24 protein-coding genes are annotated in these 26,115 nt (G+C 42.4%); 16 read left to right on the top strand and 8 right to left on the bottom strand.

The features are described from left to right. Positions 1–262 precede the first annotated feature (262 nt). Together A3K86_RS14960 and A3K86_RS14965 are read right to left on the bottom strand one after the other, a co-directional pair. Positions 263–1,636, bottom strand: coding sequence for a sensor histidine kinase (locus tag A3K86_RS14960; RefSeq protein WP_068332724.1), 1,374 nt, complete (start codon positions 1,634–1,636; stop codon positions 263–265). 69 nt (positions 1,637–1,705) lie between these two features. Then, positions 1,706–2,368: a response regulator transcription factor gene (locus tag A3K86_RS14965; RefSeq protein WP_068333905.1), complete on the bottom strand. Its 663-nt coding sequence runs from the start codon at positions 2,366–2,368 to the stop codon at positions 1,706–1,708. Positions 2,369–3,173: 805 nt separating this feature from the next. Here A3K86_RS14965 and codB point away from each other — a divergent pair. Then, positions 3,174–4,415: a cytosine permease gene (gene codB / locus A3K86_RS14970; protein WP_068332725.1), complete on the top strand. Its 1,242-nt coding sequence runs from the start codon at positions 3,174–3,176 to the stop codon at positions 4,413–4,415. A 10-nt stretch (positions 4,416–4,425) separates the two neighbouring features. Next, positions 4,426–5,718 (top strand): cytosine deaminase, encoded by a 1,293-nt coding sequence (locus tag A3K86_RS14975; protein ID WP_068332727.1) that lies wholly within the window; start codon positions 4,426–4,428, stop codon positions 5,716–5,718. Between the two features lie 156 nt (positions 5,719–5,874). On the opposite strand, the gene A3K86_RS14980 is transcribed toward A3K86_RS14975, so the two are convergent. Both A3K86_RS14980 and A3K86_RS14985 read right to left on the bottom strand, forming a co-directional pair. Beyond that, positions 5,875–7,197, bottom strand: a complete 1,323-nt coding sequence (locus A3K86_RS14980; RefSeq protein ID WP_068332729.1) for a S1 family peptidase — start codon at positions 7,195–7,197, stop codon at positions 5,875–5,877. Positions 7,198–7,409: 212 nt separating this feature from the next. Then, positions 7,410–7,880 (bottom strand): hypothetical protein, encoded by a 471-nt coding sequence (locus tag A3K86_RS14985; protein ID WP_232322009.1) that lies wholly within the window; start codon positions 7,878–7,880, stop codon positions 7,410–7,412. 237 nt (positions 7,881–8,117) lie between these two features. On the opposite strand from A3K86_RS14985, the gene A3K86_RS14990 reads away from it, so the two are divergent. After that, positions 8,118–8,693, top strand: a complete 576-nt coding sequence (locus A3K86_RS14990; protein ID WP_068332734.1) for a PhnA domain-containing protein — start codon at positions 8,118–8,120, stop codon at positions 8,691–8,693. Between the two features lie 140 nt (positions 8,694–8,833). On the opposite strand, the gene A3K86_RS14995 is transcribed toward A3K86_RS14990, so the two are convergent. The 3 genes from A3K86_RS14995 to cobU are packed head-to-tail and all read right to left on the bottom strand — an operon-like array spanning position 8,834 to position 11,580. Then, the gene (locus A3K86_RS14995) at positions 8,834–10,330 is read right to left on the bottom strand and encodes a cobyric acid synthase (RefSeq protein ID WP_068332736.1); all 1,497 of its coding nucleotides are present in this window, start codon (positions 10,328–10,330) and stop codon (positions 8,834–8,836) included. A 60-nt stretch (positions 10,331–10,390) separates the two neighbouring features. Then, positions 10,391–11,017 carry a histidine phosphatase family protein gene (locus A3K86_RS15000; RefSeq protein ID WP_068332738.1) on the bottom strand — a complete coding sequence of 209 codons (627 nt, stop codon included), beginning with the start codon at positions 11,015–11,017 and terminating at the stop codon, positions 10,391–10,393. A gap of 14 nt (positions 11,018–11,031) precedes the next feature. Beyond that, positions 11,032–11,580, bottom strand: coding sequence for a bifunctional adenosylcobinamide kinase/adenosylcobinamide-phosphate guanylyltransferase (gene cobU, locus A3K86_RS15005; protein WP_068332745.1), 549 nt, complete (start codon positions 11,578–11,580; stop codon positions 11,032–11,034). A 177-nt stretch (positions 11,581–11,757) separates the two neighbouring features. Here cobU and A3K86_RS15010 point away from each other — a divergent pair, with 177 nt between their 5' ends. From A3K86_RS15010 to A3K86_RS15045, 9 genes are all read left to right on the top strand, one after another. Next, complete coding sequence (locus A3K86_RS15010) at positions 11,758–12,144, top strand: YgiW/YdeI family stress tolerance OB fold protein (protein WP_068332765.1); 387 nt, start codon at positions 11,758–11,760, stop codon at positions 12,142–12,144. Between the two features lie 420 nt (positions 12,145–12,564). Beyond that, positions 12,565–12,732, top strand: a complete 168-nt coding sequence (locus A3K86_RS22685; protein ID WP_157599467.1) for a hypothetical protein — start codon at positions 12,565–12,567, stop codon at positions 12,730–12,732. A gap of 144 nt (positions 12,733–12,876) precedes the next feature. Beyond that, positions 12,877–15,003 carry an XrtA/PEP-CTERM system histidine kinase PrsK gene (gene prsK / locus A3K86_RS15015; RefSeq protein ID WP_068332766.1) on the top strand — a complete coding sequence of 709 codons (2,127 nt, stop codon included), beginning with the start codon at positions 12,877–12,879 and terminating at the stop codon, positions 15,001–15,003. A gap of 120 nt (positions 15,004–15,123) precedes the next feature. Then, on the top strand, positions 15,124–16,461 hold the full coding sequence (gene prsR / locus A3K86_RS15020; RefSeq protein ID WP_068332772.1) for a PEP-CTERM-box response regulator transcription factor: 1,338 nt from the start codon (positions 15,124–15,126) through the stop codon (positions 16,459–16,461). 240 nt (positions 16,462–16,701) lie between these two features. Next, positions 16,702–17,559: a hypothetical protein gene (locus A3K86_RS15025; protein ID WP_068332774.1), complete on the top strand. Its 858-nt coding sequence runs from the start codon at positions 16,702–16,704 to the stop codon at positions 17,557–17,559. Between the two features lie 113 nt (positions 17,560–17,672). Next, complete coding sequence (locus A3K86_RS15030) at positions 17,673–18,026, top strand: hypothetical protein (RefSeq protein ID WP_068332777.1); 354 nt, start codon at positions 17,673–17,675, stop codon at positions 18,024–18,026. Beyond that, entirely contained in the window at positions 18,007–19,020 is a 1,014-nt protein-coding gene (locus A3K86_RS23005; protein ID WP_068332785.1) for an HprK-related kinase A, read from the top strand. Before A3K86_RS15030 ends, A3K86_RS23005 begins: the two co-directional genes overlap by 20 nt. A 64-nt stretch (positions 19,021–19,084) precedes the next feature. Beyond that, on the top strand, positions 19,085–20,080 hold the full coding sequence (locus A3K86_RS15040; protein WP_232322018.1) for a nucleotidyltransferase domain-containing protein: 996 nt from the start codon (positions 19,085–19,087) through the stop codon (positions 20,078–20,080). Positions 20,081–20,371: 291 nt separating this feature from the next. Further along, the gene (locus tag A3K86_RS15045) at positions 20,372–21,010 is read left to right on the top strand and encodes a porin family protein (protein WP_068332791.1); all 639 of its coding nucleotides are present in this window, start codon (positions 20,372–20,374) and stop codon (positions 21,008–21,010) included. Positions 21,011–21,093: 83 nt separating this feature from the next. Here A3K86_RS15045 and A3K86_RS15050 read toward each other — a convergent pair whose 3' ends face one another. Beyond that, a complete protein-coding gene (locus A3K86_RS15050) occupies positions 21,094–21,582 on the bottom strand; it encodes a ComEA family DNA-binding protein (RefSeq protein WP_068332793.1) in 489 nt (162 codons plus the stop codon). A 542-nt stretch (positions 21,583–22,124) separates the two neighbouring features. On the opposite strand from A3K86_RS15050, the gene A3K86_RS15055 reads away from it, so the two are divergent. The 4 genes from A3K86_RS15055 to A3K86_RS15070 all read left to right on the top strand — a co-directional run bounded on the left by A3K86_RS15055 (position 22,125) and on the right by A3K86_RS15070 (position 26,114). Next, positions 22,125–22,694, top strand: a complete 570-nt coding sequence (locus A3K86_RS15055) for a TadE/TadG family type IV pilus assembly protein (RefSeq protein ID WP_068332795.1) — start codon at positions 22,125–22,127, stop codon at positions 22,692–22,694. After that, positions 22,681–23,223, top strand: coding sequence for a tight adherence pilus pseudopilin TadF (gene tadF, locus A3K86_RS15060; RefSeq protein WP_068332797.1), 543 nt, complete (start codon positions 22,681–22,683; stop codon positions 23,221–23,223). Before A3K86_RS15055 ends, tadF begins: the two co-directional genes overlap by 14 nt. A 1-nt stretch (position 23,224) precedes the next feature. Continuing rightward, complete coding sequence (locus A3K86_RS15065; RefSeq protein ID WP_068332800.1) at positions 23,225–24,976, top strand: pilus assembly protein; 1,752 nt, start codon at positions 23,225–23,227, stop codon at positions 24,974–24,976. A gap of 163 nt (positions 24,977–25,139) precedes the next feature. Continuing rightward, positions 25,140–26,114, top strand: a complete 975-nt coding sequence (locus A3K86_RS15070) for a DMT family transporter (RefSeq protein ID WP_084406636.1) — start codon at positions 25,140–25,142, stop codon at positions 26,112–26,114. The last annotated feature ends 1 nt before the right edge of the window (position 26,115 follow it).

Genomic DNA, 26,115 nt, shown 5'->3' on the forward strand with positions numbered 1-26,115 from the left:
TCCATCCACTCAATGAATATAGAACGTAAATATTGTGTATAAATGCCCTTAAATGTCTGACAAATATCGTAATTAGTTGAAGATTAGGGATTCTTTTTAATAAGCGTGTTAATTAACACAATAAATATTTTTTATACGATGAAGAAAAACGGAAGATCCCACCCGCTCCTTAATGACGTAGAACTTGGAATATAACGGCTTTGCTTAATCCGCTCAAACAAAGCCATGTTTCACCTTAACCGTTTAAGCCAACCCTTTGTGGTTAGCGGTAGGCAGGAAAAGATAAAGTGATACGCAACCCGCTCGGCTGGCAGTTTTCAGCTTTCACTTTGCCATTCATGACTATCATTGCTTCTTTCACGATTGCTAGACCTAAACCTGTACCACCAGACTTTTTATCCCTAGCTTCTTCTATCCGGGTAAAAGCGTTAAAGATATGCTTGAGGTGCTGCTTAGGGATCCCACGACCATTATCGGTCACTTCAACATTGATATATTCACCAAACTCATACGCGGAAATCGTGATCGTCGCTTTTTCGCCAGCATACTTCATCGCATTACTCAGTAGGTTTTTAATCACTCGTGACGTTAAACGATTATCAGCCATAACCAGTGGTAACCCTTTCGGTACCTGACAAAGAATGGTCTGTCCGTCACCTTTACCATATTGCGACTCCAGCGTGTGCAATGAACAAAGCGTTTCAAGCTGAAGAGGAACAAGTTCTGGCGCATAGCTCGCATTTTCTAGTCGGCTAAATTCTAAAATCTCACTGACTAAGTCGTTCATCTCTTCCGACTCGCGTTCTAACTTATCAGCCATGGCTTGCTGGTCTTCCGTCAAGTGACGGCGTAACAAGTGTAGAGCAAGACTATGTCGCGCCAGTGGCGTTTTTAGCTCATGCGATACATCTCGAATCAAACGACGCTGCTTTTCCGCTAAGTCGTAAATGCGCTGAGTCATGTGATCAAAGTCTTTTGCCAGCTCACTGAACTCGCGCACACCGTCTCCAACTTCATTGCCCACTCTGACCGAAAAATCCCCCTCTGCTAAGCGTCTACTAGCTTCTTGAAGCTGCGTTAAAGGCTTTTGTAAGTAACGAGCTAATAACCATGAAAAAACCGTAAGAATGAGTACCGCAATCACCACTTGGCTAATAGCGAAATAATAACGGAACTGATGCGCTGGGTGCTTTTCATGGGGAAACTGGATCACCAATTGATTTTGATTATTCAACGGCACCGCAATGATAGGCTGATTGACCTGAGAATCGAGAATCGAATCAAGCTTACGAATGAAGTTAAGCTTGAACTCAAAATGCGGGTGCATTTTCCTACCGCTTAAAACATTCCGATCCTTATCCAATACAAACAAATAATAGTCTTGGGCTTTTTCCCAGTCAGCAAGTTCATCCATATCGCCCTCACCTAGCATAACCTCTGCTTGTATGGCTAAGTCCAGCATCTCTTTTTGTACCTTAGTCGGTACTTGAAGTAAGGTTTTGACCAAAGCATGTTCTGCGGCATTCTGCGCCCCTAAGATGAGCAACAAAATAACAGCAAAATAAGAAAAGAGCCGATACGCCAGCGAGCCTTTGTGATGGCGAGAAAAGGTATTAATCGCTTGTAGGTTTACCATATATCCTCAATAGAAAAAGGCTACGCACTGCTGCGTAGCCTTGAAGTTCTGACGTGATAACCAAGAGGCTCACGATACCATTTGTAAAAAGCTATAACCTTTGCCACGAATGGTTTTGATGTGTTGTTTCGACAGCCCAGACTGGACCATTTTGCGACGAATGTTGCTGATGTGCATATCTAAATTACGATCAAACGGACTTAAGTCTTTCTTCAGCACTTCTTTTTGTAATTCAGCTTTCGAAACCACTACTTCGTTATTTTTGATCAAATATTCCAGCAGCTCTGATTCGGTACCCGTTAACGGCAAACGTGCTATTTGTTCTGATAAATCCGGCTCTGAACAATGCTGCGACTGACGCTGACGCTCTAAACCAACACGTCGTAAAATCGCGGTCATGCGGGCAAGCAATTCAGGCACACGGAAAGGCTTGGGCATGTAATGATCGGCCCCAGCCTGCAAACCATCCATCAAAGAAGCTTCGTCTGCTAATGCAGTTAACATTAAAATCGGTGTCGCAAAACGTTGGCATATGCGCCTCGCCACTTGCATACCGTCGATGTTAGGTAACATGACATCCAACAAGACAAGATCAACCGAGTAATCTTGCATGTAATCCAATGCTGACTCACCACAATGCTTACACTCGACCTCATAGCCTTCAGCCGTTAACACATCGGTAAGCAACTCACACAGTTGGATATCATCATCCACAAGCAAAATACGAGACACAACAACAAACACCATTAACACAAACTATTCGCATTTTAATTAACACTATCAATGGGAGCAACTGTCTAAATGCTTTAGTTGCTATTAATTTGCATGTTTTTTAGGCGTTCATAACTTTACCCACAATCCTCCCAATTATTCAGGCGGTTATAAGCAAAGCGATATATTGCGCGCAAGTCATAAGATAATAAAAAACACGCATATTGCTTTATCTCTAGGCAATCTTTTTTCGAGAATTGAACTAAATCAAAGCAAGCGTTTTTTCACTATTTTCTCTCACCATCAAGTATTGACATTGGCAAACACGGCACCAGCGCTAGCTTGCAAGTATTTCCCACAGACTTATACACAGCTTTTGTGGATAACAAACCAAAAACCATCTAATGTTCAACCTAACGTTCTGTATTTATTGAAATATATTCTTTTTCACAATCCAATGTTAACTTTCTAAACTGTTTTACCCAGCTCTAGCACGCAACATTCCCGCCTAAAATTATCGCAGCCTAGTCATTACCCTCACTCGCTCACACTAGATAAAAGCCATTTACAGCCACCAAAGCACAATAAAAACAAATGTATCGATTGCATAGCAACAAACAAACACAAAGCAAACGTTTCGCACTACCATTTAAATCACCAAGCACCAACCTAAGACATTGAATAAACTAAACAATAAAAATCACAGTTAAAATTAAGTGCTTTTTGCTTAAAAAACGCTTGATCTAATAATTTACATCAATAGAATACGCGCCGTTTATCAAAAATATGACAACTACATTTTAATTACGACGTTTAGAGGTAAAGAATGGCTGGCGATAATAACTACAGCTTAGGACCCGTGCCGCAATCAGCACGAAAGGGCGTTATTTCACTAACAATGGTCATGTTAGGGTTAACCTTCTTTTCCGCCAGTATGTGGACAGGAGGTAAGTTAGGCACTGGCTTAACTTATGATGATTTCCTTCTTGCTGTTCTCATTGGTAACCTCATTCTCGGTATCTACACTTCTTTTCTTGGTTACATCGGCTCTTCTACTGGCCTCTCTACTCACCTTCTTGCTCGATTCTCTTTTGGCTCTAAAGGCTCTTGGCTTCCTTCTCTTCTTCTTGGTGGTACTCAAGTCGGTTGGTTCGGCGTAGGTGTTGCTATGTTTGCCATCCCGGTACATAAAGCAATGGGCATTGATACCAACATTCTAATTGTCGTTGCTGGCTTACTTATGACAGTAACTGTCTACTTCGGTATTGCAGCGCTCATGATTTTGTCAGCCATTGCTGTACCAGCCATTGCCCTACTTGGTGGCTATTCTGTTATCGAAGCCATCAGCAGTGTGGGTGGCATGGATGGCTTAAAAGCCATTCAACCTAAAGATCCCATTGAGTTCTCGACAGCCCTAGCGCTCGTTGTTGGCTCGTTCATCTCGGCAGGTACACTAACCGCAGATTTCGTGCGCTTTGGTAAGAAACCAAAAGCAGCGGTATTTATCACTATGGTGGCTTTCTTTATTGGTAACTCTTTAATGTTTATCTTTGGCGCTGCAGGTGGTGCCGCTACGGGTCAAGCTGACATTTCTGAAGTGATGATTGCTCAAGGGCTACTATTGCCAGCAATCATTGTGTTGGGTTTAAACATTTGGACGACCAACGACAACGCACTTTACGCTTCAGGTCTTGGCTTTTCGAACGTAACTGGGATTCCAAGTAAGTACCTATCAATGATTAATGGCATTATCGGTACGCTATGTGCGCTATGGCTCTACAATAACTTTGTAGGCTGGCTAACTTTCTTGTCAGCAGCCATTCCACCAATCGGCGGTATTATCATTGCAGATTTCTTGAAAAACCGTCATCGTTACAAAGATTTTGCTAACGCTGAATTCAATACGGTGAACTGGGCTGCCATCATTGGCGTAGGTGTTGGTGTTGCTGCGGGTCACTTCCTACCTGGCGTAGTACCTATCAATGCTGTACTAGGTGGCGCTATCAGTTACTTGATTCTAAACCCACTATTAAACCGTGACGCTCAAACAGTAAAAGCTAACGCATAAGGTAAATACGATGCATCAGTCAGACATGCTAATTAAAAACGTAACACTACAAGGCAAGGAAGGACTGCATCAGATCCTGATCCAAAATGGCGAATTTGCCAAGATTGCTTCAGCTGATGACATTATTGACTATCAAGGTACAACCCTTGACGGTGAAGGCGGGATGGCGATCCCTCCTTTTTGTGAACCACACGTTCACTTAGATACCACTCAAACGGCGGGTGAACCAAGCTGGAATATTTCAGGAACGCTTTTTGAAGGGATTGAGCGCTGGTCGGAGCGTAAAGCGCTGCTTTCAATCGAAGATGTTAAAGCTCGTGCCAAGCAGACACTGAAATGGCAAATTGCTAATGGCGTACAGCACGTACGTACCCACGTTGATGTTTCAGACCCAACTTTGATTGCCCTTCAAGCCATGCTTGAAGTAAAAGAAGAAATGAAAGAATGGGTTGATATCCAAATTGTGGCATTCCCACAAGAAGGTATCCTCTCTTACCCTAACGGTAAAGAGCTGCTAGAAAAAGCGGTTCAGATGGGTGCTGATGTCGTGGGTGCAATTCCACATTTCGAGTTCACACGTGAATACGGGATCGAATCACTTCACTTTGCCTTTGAGCTAGCACGCAAATACGACCGTTTAATTGACGTTCACTGCGATGAGATTGACGATGAACAATCGCGTTTTGTTGAAACACTGGCAGCGCTTGCACATAAATACGAAATGGGTGCTCGCGTAACGGCAAGCCACACTACAGCAATGCACTCATACAATGGTGCTTACGCCTCTCGCTTGTTCCGTTTACTAAAAATGTCAGGTATCAACTTTGTTGCTAACCCACTGGTCAACATTCACCTTCAAGGCCGTTTCGACGATTACCCTAAACGTCGTGGTATTACCCGTGTGAAAGAAATGCTAGCGGCTGATATCAATGTTTGTTTTGGTCATGATGATGTCTTCGACCCATGGTATCCGCTAGGTACTGCCAATATGCTGCAAGTTCTGCATATGGGTCTGCATGTGTGTCAGGTGATGGGCTACGATCAAATCAACAACTCACTTGATCTGATCAGTACCAAGTCAGCGCGCACCCTAAATATTCAAGACCAATACGGTATTGAAGCAGGCAAAGCAGCGAACTTACTGATCTTGCCAGCAGAGAATGGTTTTGATGCTGTGCGCCGTCAAGTACCAGTGCGTTACTCAATCCGTGGCGGTAATGTAATTGCTGAAACTCAACCAGCAACTACGCACATTACACTTGGCGAAAATGGCGAGAAAGAAGCTGTGACATTCCGCCGCTAATTTTCTAAATCGCGTATGTGACTCTCAGTCGCTTTCGTATAAGTAAGCCCCTGCAAGCTAAGCTTTGCAGGGGCTTTTCTTTCTAGCCAACACATTTATCTGTGTTTCATTATTTTTAGTCTGTCCAGCCGAAAGTAATCACTATTCCGGCAGATATCACTCGATTCTACGTCGCCAAAACGCCAGTAAACTAAGAAGGCCCATTAAGTAAAAATTCACCGAACCACCATCGTGTTCAATAAAGTTACAGTTGTTCGGTGAGATAGCACCAGTATCTACATTTGGATCACAACGAGGATCAACATTCGGATTTTTATTTTTGTTTTTAATGAAATCAGGTTCAATGACCGCTAGATCCGGCACTGTGCCTAGATAAGATTGAATCCAGTCGTAATAAGTGCCAATACGAGTATAAAAAGCAGGTTGATTGATTGAACCACATAAGGGTGATCCACCAGATACGCCACTCATAATACCTAGCTGGGTAATATTTCCTGAATTGTCTTCATAGGTCAACGGTCCGCCACTATCACCTTTACACACATCTGGACCGTAAGGTGGAATATCACTGTTGATGTTTTGGTTTGTTATCTTAAAGGGTAAAGAACAAACCTTACTCAGGTTAAATGGACTTTCGACAATGGATGGTGATGTATCACCACCTTCCATGCGCTCATAACAATCCGCCATTGGCAAGTATGAGACTTTCGCGGTTTGTAACTCATCTGCCGCGCTATCACTGCTACCATCAATAGCAGTTGCCCCCCACCCTGTAACACGAAGATTGCTAGGACGTTCCCCTTGCTTTTGCCCTTCAGCCCACTGCTGCTCTAAGGTATCAACAATTTCACCCGCGGTTTGACTATCTGTTAGCTTGATACGGGTTAAGTGATCAGGAAACGGACGCGACACCCTAAGCAAAGCAATATCACTATCCAAAGCTAGCGCTTTTACATCAGTCACAACACTGCCATTGGAGCCGACTTTCTTTTCAACTTTAGCTAATCGTGTGTATTTGGGGTGAACCACAACGTGAGTCACAGCATGAAAGCTATCGATGGGTGCAGTAGATAAAGTCGTGATCCCCGCCGTTACACTGATTTGATAAGGTTTCAGAACAAAGTACCCCGATTCCTGACTCGGATCTTCACCCGGCATAACCACGCAGTGTGCGGCCGTTAAAGCCCAGTGAGAATCGATGATCGTGGCACCACATAGTGGCACTTCATTCATCACACTTAAACGTAGCGATGCCATCCAAGGATGTTGCTCTACCGTTGTTCTATCACCATCAATAATGCGTGGTACAACCTGATGTGAATCATCACCTTGCGGTGTATTTTGTACTTTGGCGTTAATAGCAGGAGAAAAAGTTGCGGTTGCTAATCCAATGCTTAGAAGCAAAGGTTTAAGCGTAAATGAACAATACGGTAAAAATTCGTGATGCTGTAATTCTAATAAGTGTTTGTTTCTAGACATAATAAACCTGACGGACATCCTTGTACTATCAGGAGATATAAACACACGCTTATTTATTAACCACAGCAATATTGCTCGCTATGCGAGTGAGTTAATAGCTTGCTCCGCAACTCACATAACTTAACACTGATAACGTTAACTCCATCCAATAAAAAACCGCACGGTAAAGCCGTACGGTTTTGCATCAATCAAGGTACTATTACTAAATAAAATTAATTACAAGCAACTTCTTGAATATCAATTTGATTCAAGCCTTCGATACCAAGCTCGGTAGCTAAAGTTGGGAAAAACTTAGCGTTATAAGCCGTTTTAATATCAGTGATATCGATCTTATACACTTTCAAATTCAGCTGTTTCAGCTCTTTAGGTGTACATTCTTCTTTTTTGTCATCAAAGCATACAGGCGTTGTAGTATCGATTTTTCCGCAAGTCGTGCTGTGAACACCAACCCCTACATTGTCCAAGTCTGCACGTGTTCCGTTAGGAAAACCTTGGGGAATAATTTTGGCAATTTCGCCCTCATTCACCGAGTGAGTGCCATCGCCAAGACTACCTAAGCCTTGAACTTGAACGCTCTCTACCGCAAATACTTTAGTTTTTCCTTGCAAGGTATCTTTCAATTCTTCTTCCGTACAGCCAAAAAGTGCCAAAAGGCTTAAAAGTGCTACTGCTTTTTTCATCATGGTCCTTCCGTTCTTATTCATGAACGTATTTGTTGTGTTGTTACTCTTTATCGTCACAGTTTACCGTTTCTTTATACTAAACGGAAAAAATGGTCGCGTTTTTTTACTTTCGCACCATTTGTGTTTTACTAAACCGTATATCACAACAATATAATTGTGTGATATATGCCCATTTGCCTTTTAATAATGGAAAATGCTGGCATAATACGCCCACACAAAATCTACGGACAATTTCTAATGACTATTGAAAATATTCTAAAAGAGCGCAGCGAGTCTAAATGTGAGCTTTGTTCTTCTGACAACAACCTAAGCGTGTATGAAGTTCCTGCATCTCCGGATCAGACTGCTGGTTGCTGTGTAATGGTTTGTGATACTTGTCGTGGACAAATCGAAGACGCAGACACTGTAGAAGCAAACCACTGGCGTTGTCTAAACGACAGCATGTGGAGCCAAACTCCTGCAGTTCAAATCATGGCTTACCGCATGCTTAACCGTCTATCTGCATCTGAGTCTTGGGCACAAGATCTTAAAGACATGATGTACATGGAAGAAGACATGATCGAGTGGGCTGAAAAAGGCATCGCACTAGAAGAGCTAGAATCAATCCAAACTGTTGATGTTAACGGTACCGCACTACAAGCTGGTGACAACGTAACAATCATCAAAGATCTACCAGTTAAAGGTTCAAGCCTAGTTGTTAAGCAAGGTACTGCGGTACGTGGTATTCGTCTAACAGACAACCCACTACACATCACAGGTAAAGCTGCTGGTACTAACATGGTTATCATTGCTGCTTACTGTAAGAAAATGTAAGCCGTAACATATCCATACGCTTAGTTAGTTATAGCGATGTTGGCGCTCTCTTAAACCTCTACCACTAAGAGCTCGCTAGCCCATCGCACTAAAGGATGGTTCATGATTTGAACCATCCTTTTTTACATTTTTCTCTTACCTTAATAATCCGTACTTTTCTCCGCTGTAAACTTCTCTGCCCACTGCGGCCAAAGCTTGGCTAAGTCCATGTACTGCTCTAGCGTATCTGCCACGCGATCGATTCCTTGCTCTCGAATCAGATCAAAATCAGGGGTTTGTGTCGCTTCTAAACCCGCCCAAGTCAGAATGGCATCGCAAGCTTGTTGTTGTTCAAAAATCCCGTGCAAGTAAGTACCAAACACTTGGTTATCTAGCCCCAATTGACCATCTGGACCATCTTGTAATTGCACCGGTGCATCAGCACTAACACCCGAAGTCACGCCTGCGTGAATTTCATAACCACGAACAGGGACGGTTTCTTGTTCTGGCAGGGTCAAACTTCCTGTGGTTTGCTTAAGCTGCTTTTGCTTAGCGAGCACAGTACTTGTTGCCAAGTACCCTAGCCCCTCACTTTCACCTGCAGGGCCTTCAATGCCATCAGGATCGGCGATATGTTCACCCAACATCTGGTAACCACCACAAATCCCCATCACTTTGCCACCAAGACGAAGGTGACGAGCAATTTGTTTATCCCAACCTTGTTCACATAAATATGTGAGATCGCTACGCACACTCTTAGTACCTGGGATAATAATCAAATCAGCAGGAGGAAATGGCTGATCTTTGCCGACAAATTGAAGATTAACTTGCGGATGCATACGCAGCGGATCAAAGTCCGTATGATTACTCACTCGTGTAAGTACTGGTACTACGACATTAAGTTGTTGCTCAGCCGCTTCAACCTGCTGGCTATTGATGGCATCTTCAGCTTCGAGCATCAACCCATGAAGATAAGGTAAGACACCCAGCACTGGCTTGCCCGTTTTTTCTTCCAACCAATCTAAACCTGATTCCAACAACTTTACATCGCCACGAAAACGGTTGATCACAAATCCTTTTACTCGCGCTTGTTCCGATTCAGAAAGCAGTGCCAAGGTGCCATACAAGTGGGCAAACACGCCACCACGATCGATATCAGCCACGATGATCACAGGAATATCTGCTTCTTCAGCAAATCCCATATTCGCAATATCGTTCTGGCGTAAGTTAATTTCAGCAGGACTACCGGCACCTTCTACAATGATGGTTTCGTATTCATCTTGAAGCAGCCCAAAAGATTCCATAACAGAGCCCATCACCACCTTTTTGTAGCCGTGATAGCCAATGGCGTCCATATCAGTAATGGCTTTACCTTGTACGATCACTTGTGCACCAATGTCAGTATTGGGTTTCAGCAACACAGGGTTCATGTGCACTGTGGGTTCAATGTTGGCTGCTTGTGCTTGTACCGCTTGAGCACGACCAATCTCACCGCCATCTTTCGTCACAGCACTGTTTAGCGCCATGTTTTGCGATTTAAACGGCGCGACTTTGATCCCTTGGCGTGCCAGTACTCGACATAATCCTGCAGTAAGAATACTCTTCCCCGCATCAGACGTGGTACCTTGCACCATCAGTGCTTTAATTGTTGGTTGCATCTTGTTCCTTATTTACCCATAGCGACATGTTGTTAATACTCGTCTTAGCTAGGTTAATCATTATTTCTGTTCAAAATCTTGGCTGATCGGCAATTGCACTTGCGGCCAGTCTTGGCCGTTGTCGTCGTGATAAACTGTCACTCTTAAGCGTGAGGCATAAGGCAAATGTAAGCGTTGTAAAAAGCCCGCGGTCTGCGGCATTTCCAACAATTGACGCAATAACTGCCTCATGACTCCCGCATGTGTCACTACCAAAATTTTCTTACCGTGGTGTTGTGCAAGCAAACTCTGCCACGCGCCTTTTATACGCTGATCAAAATCTACTAATGTTTCACCTTTGTGTGGTGTATGCGACCACGGATCTTGCCAGTAACTCTCGAGTTCTTTTGAATATTGCTGCCAAATCTGTTGTTGGGAATGACCATCCCAATCACCGAAATCTAATTCTTGCCACTCTTTTTGCAGTGTCATTGGTAATGCTTTTTCTTGCGCGTACTGGCGAGCAAATTGACTGCAACGTTGAAGCGGGGAACTCACAACAGCCTCAAGTTCTGTAATATCAGCAATTGCGGTCGCCATTTGTGCCAAACCTTGCTCTGTAATAGCAAAGTCCGTGACACCACGAAAATGACCGTCACCTTCAGGCAAGCCGTGACGCAAGATATCAATTTGGGTAAGTTGCGACATACTCAAACTCCTTTTCAGTTATTCGCGCCTTTCAATACTTGTGGTAACCCAGCAACAACGAACACGACTTTATCCGCAATCGCCGCAATCTCTTGATGCAGCCAGCCGCTTTCATCAACAAAACGGCGCGACACTTCGCCTAACGGCACAATCCCCTGCCCAACTTCGTTGCTGACCATGATGACCTTGCCTTCAACATCGCGTAAAGCAGCCAGAAGATCCGCTTTTCGCTTAGCCCAAAGCACTGTGTTGCTGTCATCAAATAAACAGTTACTGAGCCACAGCGTTAAACAATCCACCAGCAAACAAGTATGTGGCGCACTATGAGTACGGATAACGCCAGCTAAATCAAGTGGTTCTTCAATGGTTTGCCATTGTGATGGTCGCTGCGCTTTATGCTGAGCAATACGTTGGGACATCTCATCGTCACCCGCGCCTGCGGTCGCAATGTAAATGACGGTTTGCCCACTCGCCACCGCTTGTGCCTCAGCATAGCGGCTTTTACCTGAGCGAGCGCCACCTAATACTAGCTCCGTCCTTTGTGCTTCCTTTGATTGCTGCATGCTTTTCTCAATATCAAATTTTCCGCGAGTTCTTAGTGCCATATTGTATTGATTTAACGATGAATTGGGTACTGACAGCCAAAAAAATCCAAAATGAACGAATTATGAATATCGACCTCATCATTAATTCAGTTTGAGTGTTGTTTAATACAACCATCAACAGAAGGAGAACATACTATGACTACTAAACGTACCCTAACAAACACAGTTATCGCTATCGGTGCCGCTCTTGTACTCGCTCCAACCATTGCGCTAGCAGATGAACATAAAGACAACGCAATCATTAATTACACAGGCCCAGTAGACACAGTAACAGTGGCTGAATTATTGGAAAACACCAGCATGTTCACTGAGCGTAAAGCCGTTGTCGAAGGTGTACTACTACGCCAAATCAATGCTGATACCTACATTTTCAGTGACGGCACTAAAGAGATTCAAGTTGAGTTAGATGATGATATTCATATGCCTCAAGCCATTAACGCAGACACTAAACTTCGTCTATACGGTGAATACGAAGGCGGCAATACACCTGAAATCGAAGTTGACCGTCTACAAGTAATCTAACACCCACTCCACTCAGTTGGTTAGTCATGCGCTGTCATCTGAATGAACTCTGGATATTCCGTCAAGTTTAAACGTACAACACCACTGCCTTTGTTTGCTCACCACCAAGCCTATCTTGGTGGTGTTTTTTTGTCGGGATCTTTTACAGATCAACAACAGTAAACACACTTCACCTTCGCCACACTAAGCAAGCCTTTGAATTTTATCACCTAAAATAATGGCGTTAAATTTGCAGCATCGATCCCTGTGCTGGCTGCAACATCAATTGGTGTTTTTATCACCATTCTTAACTATAAGTCAGCAGACTCACACTCAATCATTACACTTTAATGAGAAAACAACGGATGTGAACACAGGAGTGGGATAAACATGGAATAAGTGCCACTAAACAACTCAACGACCTTATAGATAGGGGGACGGATGATTAAATTATTACTCATACTCGCACTCAATAGCGTCCCTGTTATTCTATTAGTTGCTAATATTTTCCCTCTTGATTGCAATTCAGTGCTTAACAGTCTTCTTAACCTATTTTCTGCTGAAGACGTTAATTGGTTATGTGAGCAAAACAACCTTAGCGACTCTTAATGACCTCTTAATCACTAAAGCTCTCGCACTTATTCCCCACTCAATGTTAAAGCGCGTCCATCACTTCTAAGTAAACATCCGTTATTGGCTAATAGCCATGCTTGTCTATGATTAGACTAATGATCAATGGCAAGGATGCATATTGTGAACATTTTAGTTGGGCAACTTGGCTTTATTGTCGCAGGCTGCGGTTTCATCTTCTTGGCGCTGCTTCTACTCACCACAAAAAAATACAGCCTTCAAAAGAAGCTGCTTTACAGTATTTGCGCCATTGGCGCGGTATGGAGCGTTGTTTCCTACTTCCAGCTCACAACAAAAAGCAGCATTGCTAGTGTGTTGGTTGCCGAATCACTGCTTAACCTTTGTCTATTTCTATTACTCAGTGCCAGCTTATCTAACCAGCAACGCTTAATATCAGCCCTTGCCTCACCATTACAAAAAGGGCTTGTGCTCACCTTTATTATCATTGCTGGGCTAGCAGCTACGCGGCTATTTACACCAATTCTTAGCCTCAAAACCTTCTTAATCCTATTTCTTACCCAGGCCATCATCGGATTATGGGCAACAGAGCAACTTTTCCGCCGCACTCACCGTAGCGAAACATGGGCGATAAAACCGTTATGCTTGGGATTAGGGGTATTTTTTGCCTACCACTTTGCCCTCTACTCTGATGCCCTACTCACCAACTCTATCGAACGAGGCTTTTGGCTGGGCCGAGGTTGGGTTGCGGTATTGGCTATTCCATTGATCTTGCTCACAGCACGACGCGTTACCAACTGGGGAAGCCGTGTTTACGTTTCACGAGAGGTGATCTACCACAGCACTCTCTTACTTGCCGCTGGAGGCTACTTGTTAGTCATGGCGGTGGCGGGTTATTACTTAAAGTTACAAGGCGAGACTTGGGGAACACTAGCCCAAGGGCTTTTTTTCGCATTAAGCGGTGTGGTGTTCGCGAGCCTATTCTTATCAGAATCATTTCGCAATAACATTAAAGTATTCATTACTAAGCATTTTTTCGCCAATAAATATGAATACCGTGTCGAATGGATGAAAGTCGCTGAAGTGCTCGATAACCAAGACCACACTCCCTACGATAACGCGCTCACCGCCATGGTCAGTCCTTTCGGTTGCGAAAAGGCATTACTCGCAATCAAAGATGGCAACAAATTTAAAATTAAAGCGCATTATCAAACTGAAGATGTGGCCGAAGAATCTCAACAAATTCTTGAGCAGCTCGCAAACCACGCTATTGATTACCAATGGATCATTGATATTCCTTTGCTCAATCACAGTAGCGAAAAAACACCTTTTGAAACCCAGACACTCACTTTGCCCACCGAGCATCCGTTTTATTATGTTGTCCCGCTTACTTGTGCCACTGGCGTCAAAGGTGTGTATTTGCTATCGCGCCCAACGTCAACCGACAAGTTAAACTGGGAAGATCGCGATCTAATGCGGGCTATTAGTATGCAGTTGTCCGTGTACTTAAACGTATATCACACCAACCAGAAACTAGCAGAAAGTCGTCAATTCGACACCTTCAATCGTATGTCAGCTTTTTTGGTTCATGACTTAAAAAATGTGGTCGCCCAGTTACAACTCATCAATAAAAACGCCATCAAGCATAAACAAAATCCTGAGTTTATTGATGATGCTTTCGAGACTGTCGATTCAGCGGCCAATCGTTTAAACAAAGTTCTCGACCAGCTTAACAACAAGCGAGTGGACTCACAGCAACAGCAACACTTTGATGTTATCGCGACTCTCGCTTCAGCCTGCGAACGTCGCTCAGTCTTCCTACCTAAGCCAGAACTGAAGTTACCGCAAGCAGATAGAAATACAGACAAAAGCCTGTTTAAGATCTCCGCCGATCAAGAAAGATTTAGCAACATTCTTGGCCATCTCATTCAAAATGCGCAAGATGCCACGCCAAACGATGGCAAGATTGGCGTCTCCGTAACGGCGCAAATGTCCCACTCCACAAATCAAAATCAATACTTAGTGATAAGTATTAAAGATACAGGTTCAGGTATGAGTCAGGAGTTCATTGAGAACCGCTTATTTAAACCTTTTGATACCACCAAAGGTAACGCGGGGATGGGAATTGGCGCCTACGATGCTAAGCAGTTAGTTGAAGAACTAGGCGGATTTATAGAAGTGCACTCTGAGCTAGGTAAAGGTTCAGATTTTCAGCTATTTCTTCCGCAAATTGCACTGCGACAGCAAACAGAAAAAGCACCACAAACGATTAGCGAAAACAGCACAGTGTAAATTTGTAGGTATATACTTTTCTATACCAATGGCACTTATTTGCAGATAAGAAAATATTAATAAGCTCAATATTTTTACATTAAAGAGCCTTGGTATCACCAACATTTAAGAGGATGGCGCATGGAATCACTACTTGTCATTGAAGACGATTTAGGTATTCAAAAACAACTTAAATGGTGTTTTTCTGATTACGACGTCGTTACTGCTGGCGACCGCAAGAGTGCCATTACAGCGCTTCGTCGTCATGAACCCAAAGTTGTTACCTTGGATTTAGGCTTACCACCCGATGAAGCGAACGCTTCAGAAGGTTTAGCGACGCTGAAAGAAATTCTCTCACTGTGCCCTCAAACAAAAGTCATTGTTATCACAGGTAATAATGACAAAGATAACGCGTTAAAAGCCATCGAATTAGGTGCACACGATTTTTATCAAAAGCCTATTGATGATGAGATTATTAATGTTATCGTCCAACGTGCTTTTGTCATTGCGCAACTAGAAGCTGAAAACCTCGCCCTGAAACAAACGTCGCTAGATGCAAACGGCTTCATTGGTACTAGCCCACAAATTCAGCAAGTGTGCCGTATGGTCGAACGTATCGCGCCAACTGAGATAACCACACTTTTACTTGGTGAAAGCGGTACAGGTAAAGAAGTGCTCGCCAGGGCGATACACGACAAAGGACCAAGACACGATCAACCTTTCATCGCCATCAACTGTGCCTCTATTCCAGAAACGCTTCTAGAGAGTGAACTCTTTGGCTTTGAAAAGGGCGCATTTACTGGCGCTCATAAAACCACCAAAGGAAAAATTGAATGCGCCGATGGCGGTACCCTTTTCTTAGATGAAATCGGTGACATGCCCTATCCTTTGCAAGCGAAAATCTTACGCTTTCTTCAAGAAAAAGTGATTGAACGTGTCGGGGGGCGCCAAGAGATCCCTGTCGATGTGAAAATTATTTGTGCGACACACCAAAATCTACAAGGCATGGTGGAAGATAAGACATTCCGGGAGGATCTTTTCTACCGCATTAGTGAAATCACAATCAATATTCCACCATTAAGAGATCGCGGCGAAGATGTACTACTGCTCGCTCGCTACTTCCTTCATATGGCAAACCAACAAACCCAACGCAATTTGACCGGCTTTTCTGATGAAGCCATTGATGCCCTTATGACACACCACTGGCCGGGCAATATTCGTGAACTGCAAAACAAAGTGAAGTCTGCGGTAATCATGGCTGATAGCAAATTAATCACAGAAATGGACTTAGCACTGTTTAATCTAGACCAAGAGAAAATTGCCCTCAATTTACGTCAAGTACGCGAAGAGGCAGAACGCGCCGCAGTAAGCCGAGCTCTGTCTATGAGTGACGGCAACATGTCGAATACAGCCAACTTACTAGGCATTACTCGCCCAACCCTTTATTCATTGATGGAGAAATACACAATCGAGAAGTAACAAAAGGATAAATTAGCCTTGTTACAAGCTTGTCGAATACGAAAACCTCGTCTTTACTTAAGGTATCTATTTGCGGTTGTGATATTAAAAAAACCACATCAGCACTATCCGCAAGCAAAATTCTTACAGCGAATAATTAAGTTAACTGCAGTAAGAGTGATGCAAAAAGCGAAAAATTAGGACAACACATTCATTTAGGGGAACAAACCTGCCTTCGCTGGCGGCTGATTGGGGGATGTTATGGACAATGAGCATCAATCGCTGAGCAGTAGTAAAACTGCACATAGAGATAACGTGGCACAAAGTGACAATATGCAAGACAAATATGCGCAACATAGTAACCCGCATGGAGAGCAGGCTAAGAACGAGCAAGCGGAGTCACGTTTCTCGCGCCGCCGCTTTTTGCGTTCATCTGCTGCGGTTTCACCGGTGCTTTTATCACTAAAAAGCCCTACTGCTTGGGGTAGCGGTTTAGGCGGTCAAAATTGCAGTATTATGCTCTCTGGTAATGCTTCGAATCCACAAAACTGTATTTCTGAGCCACTTGCTCCGCGCGAGTGGAAAAAGATTTTAAACAGCCGACGTGATTCACCGCAATATCCATTACGACAATCACTTCAAAGTGGTGGTGTTAGTGGTAACTCTGCATTCAATGGTAAATTCCTGCGCCCTTTTAACCAATGGCGCTATTCGCCGACAAAAGGCTGGATGTTCAAGGTGTCTTTTCGTAAAAGCAGTAACCCTAAGTTCAAGCACACTTTAAAAGGTGGTCTCAATAAAAAATACAAGATCACCATTGCATTCAAGCCAACGTCTCAAAAGAACAAGAACATGGGTGATGACTTTGTGATCACGCTTGAGCCTCGCCACTTCCACCAAACCGTTGTCGCGGCTTACCTAAATAGCTACTTCACACCAGGTTTAATTAGCTACAGTTACTACCCAGAACAAATCAATACGTCTGTCGTTCAAACCATGATGGACGTTGCTAATCTGATCATGGATGAGCTCAATAAAGGGAAAAAGCCTAACAACCAACAGGCTACCATTCATCAACCGTTTACCAGATTAGTACGAGATTTAGCGCGATGGACGTAAACCTTCATCGACATTGATGCTCAGGTATTAAGGAATTAACCCAGTGTTATTTCCTTAATACTTTCCACACCGCCATACAGAAGTATGAGTGCGGCATATAGCAAAGGAATGCTATGGCAGAGACAGTCCCTAAGAGCGCACAGCTCAACTTTCACCCTCGTTTCAATACGAAGGCATGCACCTTTTCTGATAATCAGAACGGGGTTATTTTTAGCCCTGCAACTTCTGAAACCCTCTTGTGCGAGTTATCCGCATTGGCATTCATTCAACGACTAGAAACCCATCTTAACGGTCAATCGCAAACTGCATCATTCAATCAAGACACATCTAACGCCAGTGGCTTACAACCTGATTTCACACATGAAGAGCAGATCATCGTTCAGCAATTATTAAATATGAAGATCCTGCAGCAACACCAATCTCAATCTGTACTTTCGGAGAGATCACATGTTGAATTTCTCCTTTAAACGTAAATATCTCATTCAAACAGGCCCCTTTACGTTAGCCGTAAGCACTTCAATTAAAGATGTGCAAACTTATATTGAAAGCCATTATGGCGACCAATTACGCGATGAGACCCCAAACACATTTATCGACTTTAACCTTGAGCTCAATCACGGCAAAGGCTTAAGGCGCTGGTTCAAACAACAAGCCACTTTTCACTTTAATCATCACGAACCCTTTAAACCACTTCCACTTGAGCAGGCTAACGCAATGCTTGAATGGGGAATGAACTGGGTTATCGCAAGTTACGCTCACCAGTACCTAATAATTCATGCCGCTACATTAGAAAAAGATGGTCAAGGTATTATCATTTCAGCGCCATCTGGTTCAGGGAAAAGCACCCTCTGTGCCTACCTCGCCGCCAATGGCTGGCGACTCCTTTCAGATGAGCTTGCTTTAGTCGATCCCAATACGCTTGAGTTACATGGACTTGGGCGTCCAATAAACTTAAAAAACCAATCTGTTGATATTATGCGAGGCTACTACCCTACAGACTCTTTCAGCCGCATCATAAAAGATACCCACAAAGGGCAAATAAGTTTGGTTAAACCATTGAATCAGGGCCAATATAAAAATGATAAGAGCTCACCATTAACAGCAATACCTCAGCTACTTATTTTCGTGAATTACCAAGCGGACGAGGTCTGCTATGCCGAGCCCGTATCAAAAAGTGTCGCACTAACTGAAGTCATTCAGAACAGCTTTAACTTTGGCTTACTGAACCAAGATGGCTTCTCGACCGCAAGTCAGTTGGTTAATCAAGCTGATGCCGTTTTTATCGAATACGGACAGTTTGAAGCTTGTGAGTCTGTGATTGAGGAGTACTTAAATGCCAAATCCGCCAACATCAACACAAAAGGTAACCAACCACAAATCAACCAAGACAGCGGAACAAGCGACACAAACAGAAAAAAAAGAACGGCCGTTGATGTTAGTGGATGTACTGACTTCTCCTGAGAAATTGATCCACGCCTCACCTCGCAGCCAATCACAACTAATTGCAGAAGCCCGCTACTTTAATATGCTGGCACAGCTGAAATTCGTTTGTGAAGATGCCGGGATTTGGTACCAACTGCCCCTAAGAGTAAAACAGCATATCTGCTCAGCTGAACATTCATTTAAAAATCAACGCCGACAACTAGAAATCGAGCATCAAGCCATTCATAGTGCACTGCATCACTTAGGATGCCGCTGGGTGTACCTTAAAGGTGCTGCCTATCAAATGCTGGAACTACCGTGTTTTTTCGGTCGACTAATGAATGACATTGATATTCTTGTCGATGAGCAAGAATTACCGAGAGTAGAAGCTGCGCTTAACGAACACGGTTGGACCCATAAGAAGCTCACAGATTATGACGAGCAGTTTTATCGTGAATGGTCACAAGAAATTCCACCACTTCGCCATTTTGAACGTCAAACAGAGCTTGATGTCCACTTCAATATTCTGCCGAAGAAGCTCAATAGCGCACCAAAGGCCGAATTATTACTAGAGCAGGCACAATCACTCAATGATGGAAGCCATGCAGCGAGTCTCTCCCCTGCCGCACTTCTGATCCACAGTGCAATCCATCTGTTCTATGAAAGCGAATATCACAAAGGTATTCGCGATCTCTTTGATATCCATTTACTCATCAAGCAATTTGGCAAAGACGATCATTTCTGGTCACAACTAATAGAGCTTCAGCAGCAACTCGGAAATGCTAGCAGTACTTTTTACGCACTCCACTTTTCTCAGTGGCTTTTTGAAAGCGATGTTCCCGATAAAGTAAATCAGTTCTATCAAGCATTTAAGCCTAATGCTCTGATCTGGGCATTTACTAATCCCGCTTTCTATTACGTATTTACTTCCATGTACCCTCCGCACAACCACTCAGGGCACTTTAAGTCTACCAGCACTCTCTATCTACGCGGTCACTTTAAACGCCTTCCTTTCTACAAACTCATCCCACACTTAGCCAAGAAGTTAATTATCAAACTAAAACCAAATAAAGATTCTGAAAACCCTTTAGAACAGTAATAATATAAATATTATTAATGCTAAATTTTTTTCGCTTTATCTTTAGGTCTTTTTCTTTTTAAAGAGTGAATCACACTCATCCACCGCTCCCTGAAAAAACGCTAAAAACCCATCTACAGCCAAGTTGCAACAGCTCACATAAAAATAAAAAACAATATTCATTCATAATTTTTATTTCTTACAAAGAGCTCAATAAGAAACTAAAAAACGACATTTTTTATTTTGACAATCGAAAACATGACCATATAATTCGACGCAAAACCTAACATCAAACATTCAAAAGGTAAGACAATGAAAAAGGTTCTTTCTGTAGCAGCAGTAGCCCTAGCTCTTTCAGCAACAACAGCTCAAGCAAACGAAGGTATGTACCTTGGTGCTAACTACCAGTTCAACAAAATTACAACGTCTGAGCTAAACGAAGTATTCAAAAACGACACAAAGACTCTAAACCTTGTCGCGGGTTATGATTTCAACGAGTTCTTCGCTGTTGAAGGTAACCTTGGCCTAGGCATGGGTAGCAACTCTGAGTCTTTCGATACAGGTGTTATCAAGGCTACAGAACAGCAAAACCTTCACCTAAAAGGCAAAACAGGAAATAAGCAAGGTATGTCTTACGGTATCTATGCTGTAGGTAAATTACCAGTACACGACATGTTTGGTCTATACGCAAAAGTTGGTTACTCCAACATGAATTATGAATCAAGCTTCGAAGCAAAAGATGCTCTTAGCAACGAAGGTTTTAAAGCGACAGAAAAAACTGATATCGGCGGTCTAAGCTACGCGATCGGTGCAGAGTTCAACGTAATGCCTGAACTTGCTATCACAGCTGAATACACAGGTCTTGGTGAGTCTAAAGAATATGACCTTTACTTTAAAAAATTAAATTTCCAAGCTTCTGCATTCAACATTGGTATGAAATACAAGTTCTAATCTAGGACTAATACATTGCTGAATATTATAAAGCCGCTTTATTTTAAGCGGCTTTATTATGATATTAATTATAAATAAGACTCTTAAAACTTCAGATACTTCTTCATACCTGAAACACTCTTCTCACCAAGGCCTGGTACTGATTCTAAATCTTTCGCTGACTTAAATTTTCCATGTTTCTTACGGTAATCAACAATCGCTTTCGCTTTCTTTTCACCAACACCCGGTAATGATTCAGCTAACTGCGCAGCAGAAGCGGTATTCACATTCACTGGTTTAAGTGCTTTTTTGGTTGCTGATTTACTCGATGCAGCCTTCTCAGGCTTGGATTTATCTGCTTTTGCTGTTGCCTTGTCTTTACTCGACTTACTACTCGCTGTTTGTGCTTTCTTTTTAGCCGCTTTTTCGGCTTTCTTTATACAGTCTGTTTTCTTATTTTTGTCAGATTTATACTTAGTCTCACATTGTTTGATTTCAGCTTTCAATCCTTTATCTGCTGTTGCCGCTTGTGCTGAAAACGAAAACAGACTTATCGCCAGCAAAATAACACTCGCCCATCCTAGATTTTTCATCACTGCTCTCCTTTATTATCTGTACCTATCTACTTATTAAGAAATATCACCACCAACAATTGCAATGTTACTTCCTCAACAATCAATACAATTAAAGCTGATAAGCTAAATGTTAGAGGTGTAAATTTCCAGTTTTCTCATTTTTGATGCACTGTAGGAGTAACTAATAGTATTCACACGTTCAATAGCGCTCAATAGATAGATTCAATGGTCACCTTTGCGATTTAAATCTTAGTAAAAAGAAACACATCTTTTCTATAGTATTTATTAAATTCTAAATCATGCTTAACGATGTAATTAATAGTGCGCTTTTAAATTTGTAACTTAATATTAGCCCACTTAATTCCCACGTAGCATAGAGCCACTAGGTATCATGCTCCACATGTAAAGTTTAAATAATTATAACGTGCTACCAACCTTTCTTTTATTCAGCAAAGTATTAATGATAAATATATTATTTCATTGCGAGCAACTGATCGGAGTTGAACGTTCAACGAATAAACTCTAAGCTGTCACAAAAGTTTCACAACAAGAAAATTGACATGATTATCAGAAGGTTAAACAAGCAAGGCGGTGTATTTGCTATCGAGTTTGCCCTTGGCTTTATTGTGCTATTTATGTTTACCATGCTGATTTTTGAAGCATGCCGGTTAACCTATATATGCTCCGTTCTTGATTATACAGCTGCAGAGGCCGCCCGTGACACTAGAGTTCAACTTAATAAAAGTGATGACTTTATTAAGTATAAAGGTAAAAACTGCGACACCGATGTATCTGAGAATGAAAAGCAAAAGTGTAAAACCATACAGTCCTTTTCTGGCGACCAATTTGCGATTTGGTTTCATACTTTCATCAATAACAACGGCGGCAAACTATGGCAAGTATTTACTGCACGCAATGAAATGACGATTACTGCTCAGCACTACAAAAACCTATACGCACTTGCCGCTAATAGACCAAGTTCGGGATGGAATAAAAACTCCGTTTCACTATATCAAGTAACTTATAAATACCAGCCAATATTTTTTAAATGGTCGTTTAGCGATAGTCAAATTAAACGCCATGTTCTCGTTATTGATGAATTTGAGAGAAAACAAAGTGCGAAGATATAAACAAAAAGGCGTATTTTCAATTGAGATGGTCTTTGTATTAATGGGTATGACAGCTTGTCTCTATTTTTGCTTCGATTTGGGTTTTCAGCAAATACGCAAAAGCCAATTAGAACGGGCTGCACACTCTCTCGTCTCGCTTCTAAAAGAGCGATCGCTTTTTTACAATAAATCAAGTTCTAAACAAGCCAAATATATAATCACATCCGGGCAAGCTCAGCAGCTACGTACTGTTGGGGCAAGGCTATTAAATACAACAGAAGACAATGTCTCAATTGTGATTGAATCTAGGGTCAATAGTAACTATACCTCCCCCTCTGTTGCTTTAGCGCCTCAATTAAACTGTGTTTCTCCAAAACCACTCTCTAATAACACGTTAGATGTTAAGCGTGAGAGGAGTGGTTCCTCTGCACCTATCTATCAAGTGACGATTTGCCAGCGCGTTCCAGCTTGGTTCGAGCGTGTCATGGGGAACGAGCCCAAGAAGAAGGATCGTGTGATCACCGCCCACTCCACATTCATAGGTAGATAAAATGATAGCGAAGCAACAAGGCGCGGCAGCCATCTATTTCATTTTTATTATTGGTGCCATTATGTCTATGGGCGTTTTAGCCATAGAAGGTAGCCGCTATATAGGCAAAAAAGCACGCTTAGGTGATGCGATGGAAGCGGCATCTATTGCGGTTGCCGAAGCCGACATTACCAAAGCCGATTTCAATCAAGCTAAGGCCAATCACCTAGCAAAACAGTGGCTAGGTCATCTTGTTACTGACGCACAGAAAATGGAAATTAGCACTTCACGCAAAATAAAAGAAAACCACTACGGTATAAGCAACAACTCACCAACCAAATTTGCTTACTATCGTTATGATATTGAAGCTGTATCTACACATGAATCTTGGTTTAAATTCACCAACTGGCCTGCATTTGATAAAGAAGTAAAAGTAGCCAACACTGGCGCTGCTGGACGAATACAGGGAGCTCCGATCGATATCGTTTTTGTCGCTGATTTTTCTGAGAGTATGGATAACGACCAAAAAGGTTATCAACCAAATGGTAAAGAAGATGACGATGATAAAATCGATCTTCTAAAGAAAATAGTTACAGATGTGACAACAGCTCTTCATAAAAACAACCCTGAATCTAGTTTTGCGTTTATTCCTTTTACTAAACGTATTGTTATCCAAAGAACCGACGCCAAAGGCAAGCTTCGTTTTTATTGCGTCTCCCCCCTCCTTTCTCCTCAGGGCTCAGTTTTTGAATCAGTCAGAAAATCTCCAGCTTTTCCTAAGTTAGTTCTTACCATGCATAAAAAGGATCATAAATGTAAAACATCAGACACCGAAGCGTATGGCAGGAAAGAGCGAACTCACATCTATAACGACTATTGTTTTACAAAAGAACAAATTAGCGTTGCGGAGCGTTATCTTTTCTGGCTTTGCCCATTTGAAGACAGTGATAGCAAGAGCCATTTTGATCTTAAAGATAACGATGATGATTGCGATGAAGATGAGGATTACATCATTGGTCACGAGTGCAGTAAGATGCCATTTCGGTATAAAAACAACTTACGTATAGATTACAACCCAACCGATATGACCAATTCTCCACAATGGAATAATCATATTGATATCAAACGAACAGCCAAGGAAATCAACCTTTCCAAACTGCCACTATTCTCAAGCATTATTCCTTACGATCATCTTCAAGATGGTCTCTTTGACGACGATGATGATGACGGTATCGATTTTGAAAGGCACTGCGCAGAATGGGAAGACGATGATAATGTTCCTGAACACTATGTCCTAGATCGCCGTAAATACTATTCAACAAAAGATCTCAACAAGCATTTCCTCGATAAAATAGAAGAAATGGAAGAAGATGGCGGCACTGATATGTATCAAGGTTTACTCGCTGCCCCTTCTCAATTCTACGGTGCTACCAATAAGGAACGTGTAATTGTTGTTTTATCTGACGGGCTAGAAAATAACGATATGTTCGATAAGCTTGAAAAAGCTGGTCTTTGCAAGAATATCAAACGCGCATTGAGCCATAACAGTAAAGGCGAATCGCATAACGTTCATCTTCTGTTCGTCAAATTTAGCCATAGAGAAAAAGCGAAAGGTGATGACGACGATGATGAAGAACTCGACCATCACAACAGCTTACCAGTCTACAAACGCTGCTTTGGTGAAAACATTATCGATGCCAATAAGCATGACAAAATCAGCGATGCCATTTTGAATCACCTCACCGACGAAACGGGTCATAATTTTTATCGCTAGAGTTATGTAGCGCCTATCGCAAACTCGCTAAATCAAACCACCTTGCTCCCAAGGTGGTTTGCTCTCAAGGTGGTTTGTTCTTTTAACTCAGTCGAACTTGTGTTGACCTGTCTACAAGTGTCGGGTTCATGATAATGAGCCTTAACACAAAATGTAGATCTCCATGTTTAGTTGCTCTTTCAATTCCATCAAGCAAAATACTCAATGCCAACTTAACCATTTGCTGGCCAACATTCCCAATACCACAAAAGGTGTTTTACTCGCCTTGGTATCCACTGCGTTGTTTGTGGTGGTAGGCATGATAGTGCGCATGCTGAGCGATACGATAGATACATTCCAAATTCTATTTTTTAGGCAGTTGATTTTCATCGCAGTGCTCATGCCCGCAATCGCACGTAACCTTGATATTTTGGTTAAGCCTAAACAAATAAAACTCCACACCATGCGGATCATAGGTGCGTTCACCGCCTTGTATTTGGGGTTTGTTACCGTTAGTCAGCTTCCCTTTGCCGACGCTCAGGCGCTGGGTTTCTTGCAAGTATTATTTGTTGCACTTATCTCGCGTAGTTTTCTTGCAGAAACTGTCAGCCCATCACGCTGGTTTACCATTGCTGTCGGCTTTGTCGGGGTAATATTAATCGTTCAGCCAAGTTTTTACGCAGCCAGCTTTACCTATGTAATTACAGGGGTGATTGCCGCAATAGGCGCTGCAGTGGCTGTTATCTGCGTGCGAAAAGTGGCACAAACAGAGCCACAAATTACATTACTTACTTATCAAGCTGTCTTTATCGGATTGATTGCCTTTATCCCTAGCTTGAATCACTGGCATTGGCCAACTTGGCAAGAGCTAAGCTTATTAATACTGGTTGGCTTGCTTTCGTCTGTTGGACAATGGGTTGGGGTGACGGCTTACAAGTATGGTCAGGCAAATATCATTGCTAATGTTCAGTATGTCAGCATTATTTATTCTCTTATCTTGGGCTTTCTTATTTTTGCAGAAACTCCAAACCTGATTGCGATAACGGGCACTGGTGTATTGATTTTAAGTGCTGCACTACCACTGCTTTACCAAAATTGGAAAACGCAATATAACGAAAGTCAAAGCAATGAAAAATCACCAAGCAAAGTCTCGGAGTAAA

The sequence above is a fragment of the Photobacterium jeanii genome (assembly GCF_001650345.1).
GTDB lineage: Bacteria > Pseudomonadota > Gammaproteobacteria > Enterobacterales > Vibrionaceae > Photobacterium > Photobacterium jeanii.

Excerpts from the sequence above, each read along its gene's own strand:
- A3K86_RS14975 (WP_068332727.1), top strand. The coding sequence starts at position 4,426 with ATGCATCAGTCAGACATGCTAATTAAAAACGTAACACTACAAGGCAAG.
- codB (WP_068332725.1), top strand. The coding sequence starts at position 3,174 with ATGGCTGGCGATAATAACTACAGCTTAGGACCCGTGCCGCAATCAGCA.
- A3K86_RS14960 (WP_068332724.1), bottom strand. The coding sequence starts at position 1,636 with ATGGTAAACCTACAAGCGATTAATACCTTTTCTCGCCATCACAAAGGC.
- A3K86_RS22685 (WP_157599467.1), top strand. The coding sequence starts at position 12,565 with ATGATTAAATTATTACTCATACTCGCACTCAATAGCGTCCCTGTTATT.
- A3K86_RS15055 (WP_068332795.1), top strand. The coding sequence starts at position 22,125 with ATGATTATCAGAAGGTTAAACAAGCAAGGCGGTGTATTTGCTATCGAG.
- A3K86_RS15050 (WP_068332793.1), bottom strand. The coding sequence starts at position 21,582 with ATGAAAAATCTAGGATGGGCGAGTGTTATTTTGCTGGCGATAAGTCTG.
- A3K86_RS15030 (WP_068332777.1), top strand. The coding sequence starts at position 17,673 with ATGGCAGAGACAGTCCCTAAGAGCGCACAGCTCAACTTTCACCCTCGT.
- A3K86_RS15070 (WP_084406636.1), top strand. The coding sequence starts at position 25,140 with ATGTTTAGTTGCTCTTTCAATTCCATCAAGCAAAATACTCAATGCCAA.
- A3K86_RS15000 (WP_068332738.1), bottom strand. The coding sequence starts at position 11,017 with ATGTCGCAACTTACCCAAATTGATATCTTGCGTCACGGCTTGCCTGAA.
- cobU (WP_068332745.1), bottom strand. The coding sequence starts at position 11,580 with ATGCAGCAATCAAAGGAAGCACAAAGGACGGAGCTAGTATTAGGTGGC.
- prsR (WP_068332772.1), top strand. The coding sequence starts at position 15,124 with ATGGAATCACTACTTGTCATTGAAGACGATTTAGGTATTCAAAAACAA.
- A3K86_RS14985 (WP_232322009.1), bottom strand. The coding sequence starts at position 7,880 with ATGATGAAAAAAGCAGTAGCACTTTTAAGCCTTTTGGCACTTTTTGGC.
- A3K86_RS15040 (WP_232322018.1), top strand. The coding sequence starts at position 19,085 with ATGCTGGCACAGCTGAAATTCGTTTGTGAAGATGCCGGGATTTGGTAC.
- A3K86_RS14980 (WP_068332729.1), bottom strand. The coding sequence starts at position 7,197 with ATGTCTAGAAACAAACACTTATTAGAATTACAGCATCACGAATTTTTA.
- A3K86_RS15010 (WP_068332765.1), top strand. The coding sequence starts at position 11,758 with ATGACTACTAAACGTACCCTAACAAACACAGTTATCGCTATCGGTGCC.
- A3K86_RS23005 (WP_068332785.1), top strand. The coding sequence starts at position 18,007 with ATGTTGAATTTCTCCTTTAAACGTAAATATCTCATTCAAACAGGCCCC.
- A3K86_RS14995 (WP_068332736.1), bottom strand. The coding sequence starts at position 10,330 with ATGCAACCAACAATTAAAGCACTGATGGTGCAAGGTACCACGTCTGAT.
- A3K86_RS14990 (WP_068332734.1), top strand. The coding sequence starts at position 8,118 with ATGACTATTGAAAATATTCTAAAAGAGCGCAGCGAGTCTAAATGTGAG.
- A3K86_RS15065 (WP_068332800.1), top strand. The coding sequence starts at position 23,225 with ATGATAGCGAAGCAACAAGGCGCGGCAGCCATCTATTTCATTTTTATT.
- A3K86_RS15045 (WP_068332791.1), top strand. The coding sequence starts at position 20,372 with ATGAAAAAGGTTCTTTCTGTAGCAGCAGTAGCCCTAGCTCTTTCAGCA.
- A3K86_RS15025 (WP_068332774.1), top strand. The coding sequence starts at position 16,702 with ATGGACAATGAGCATCAATCGCTGAGCAGTAGTAAAACTGCACATAGA.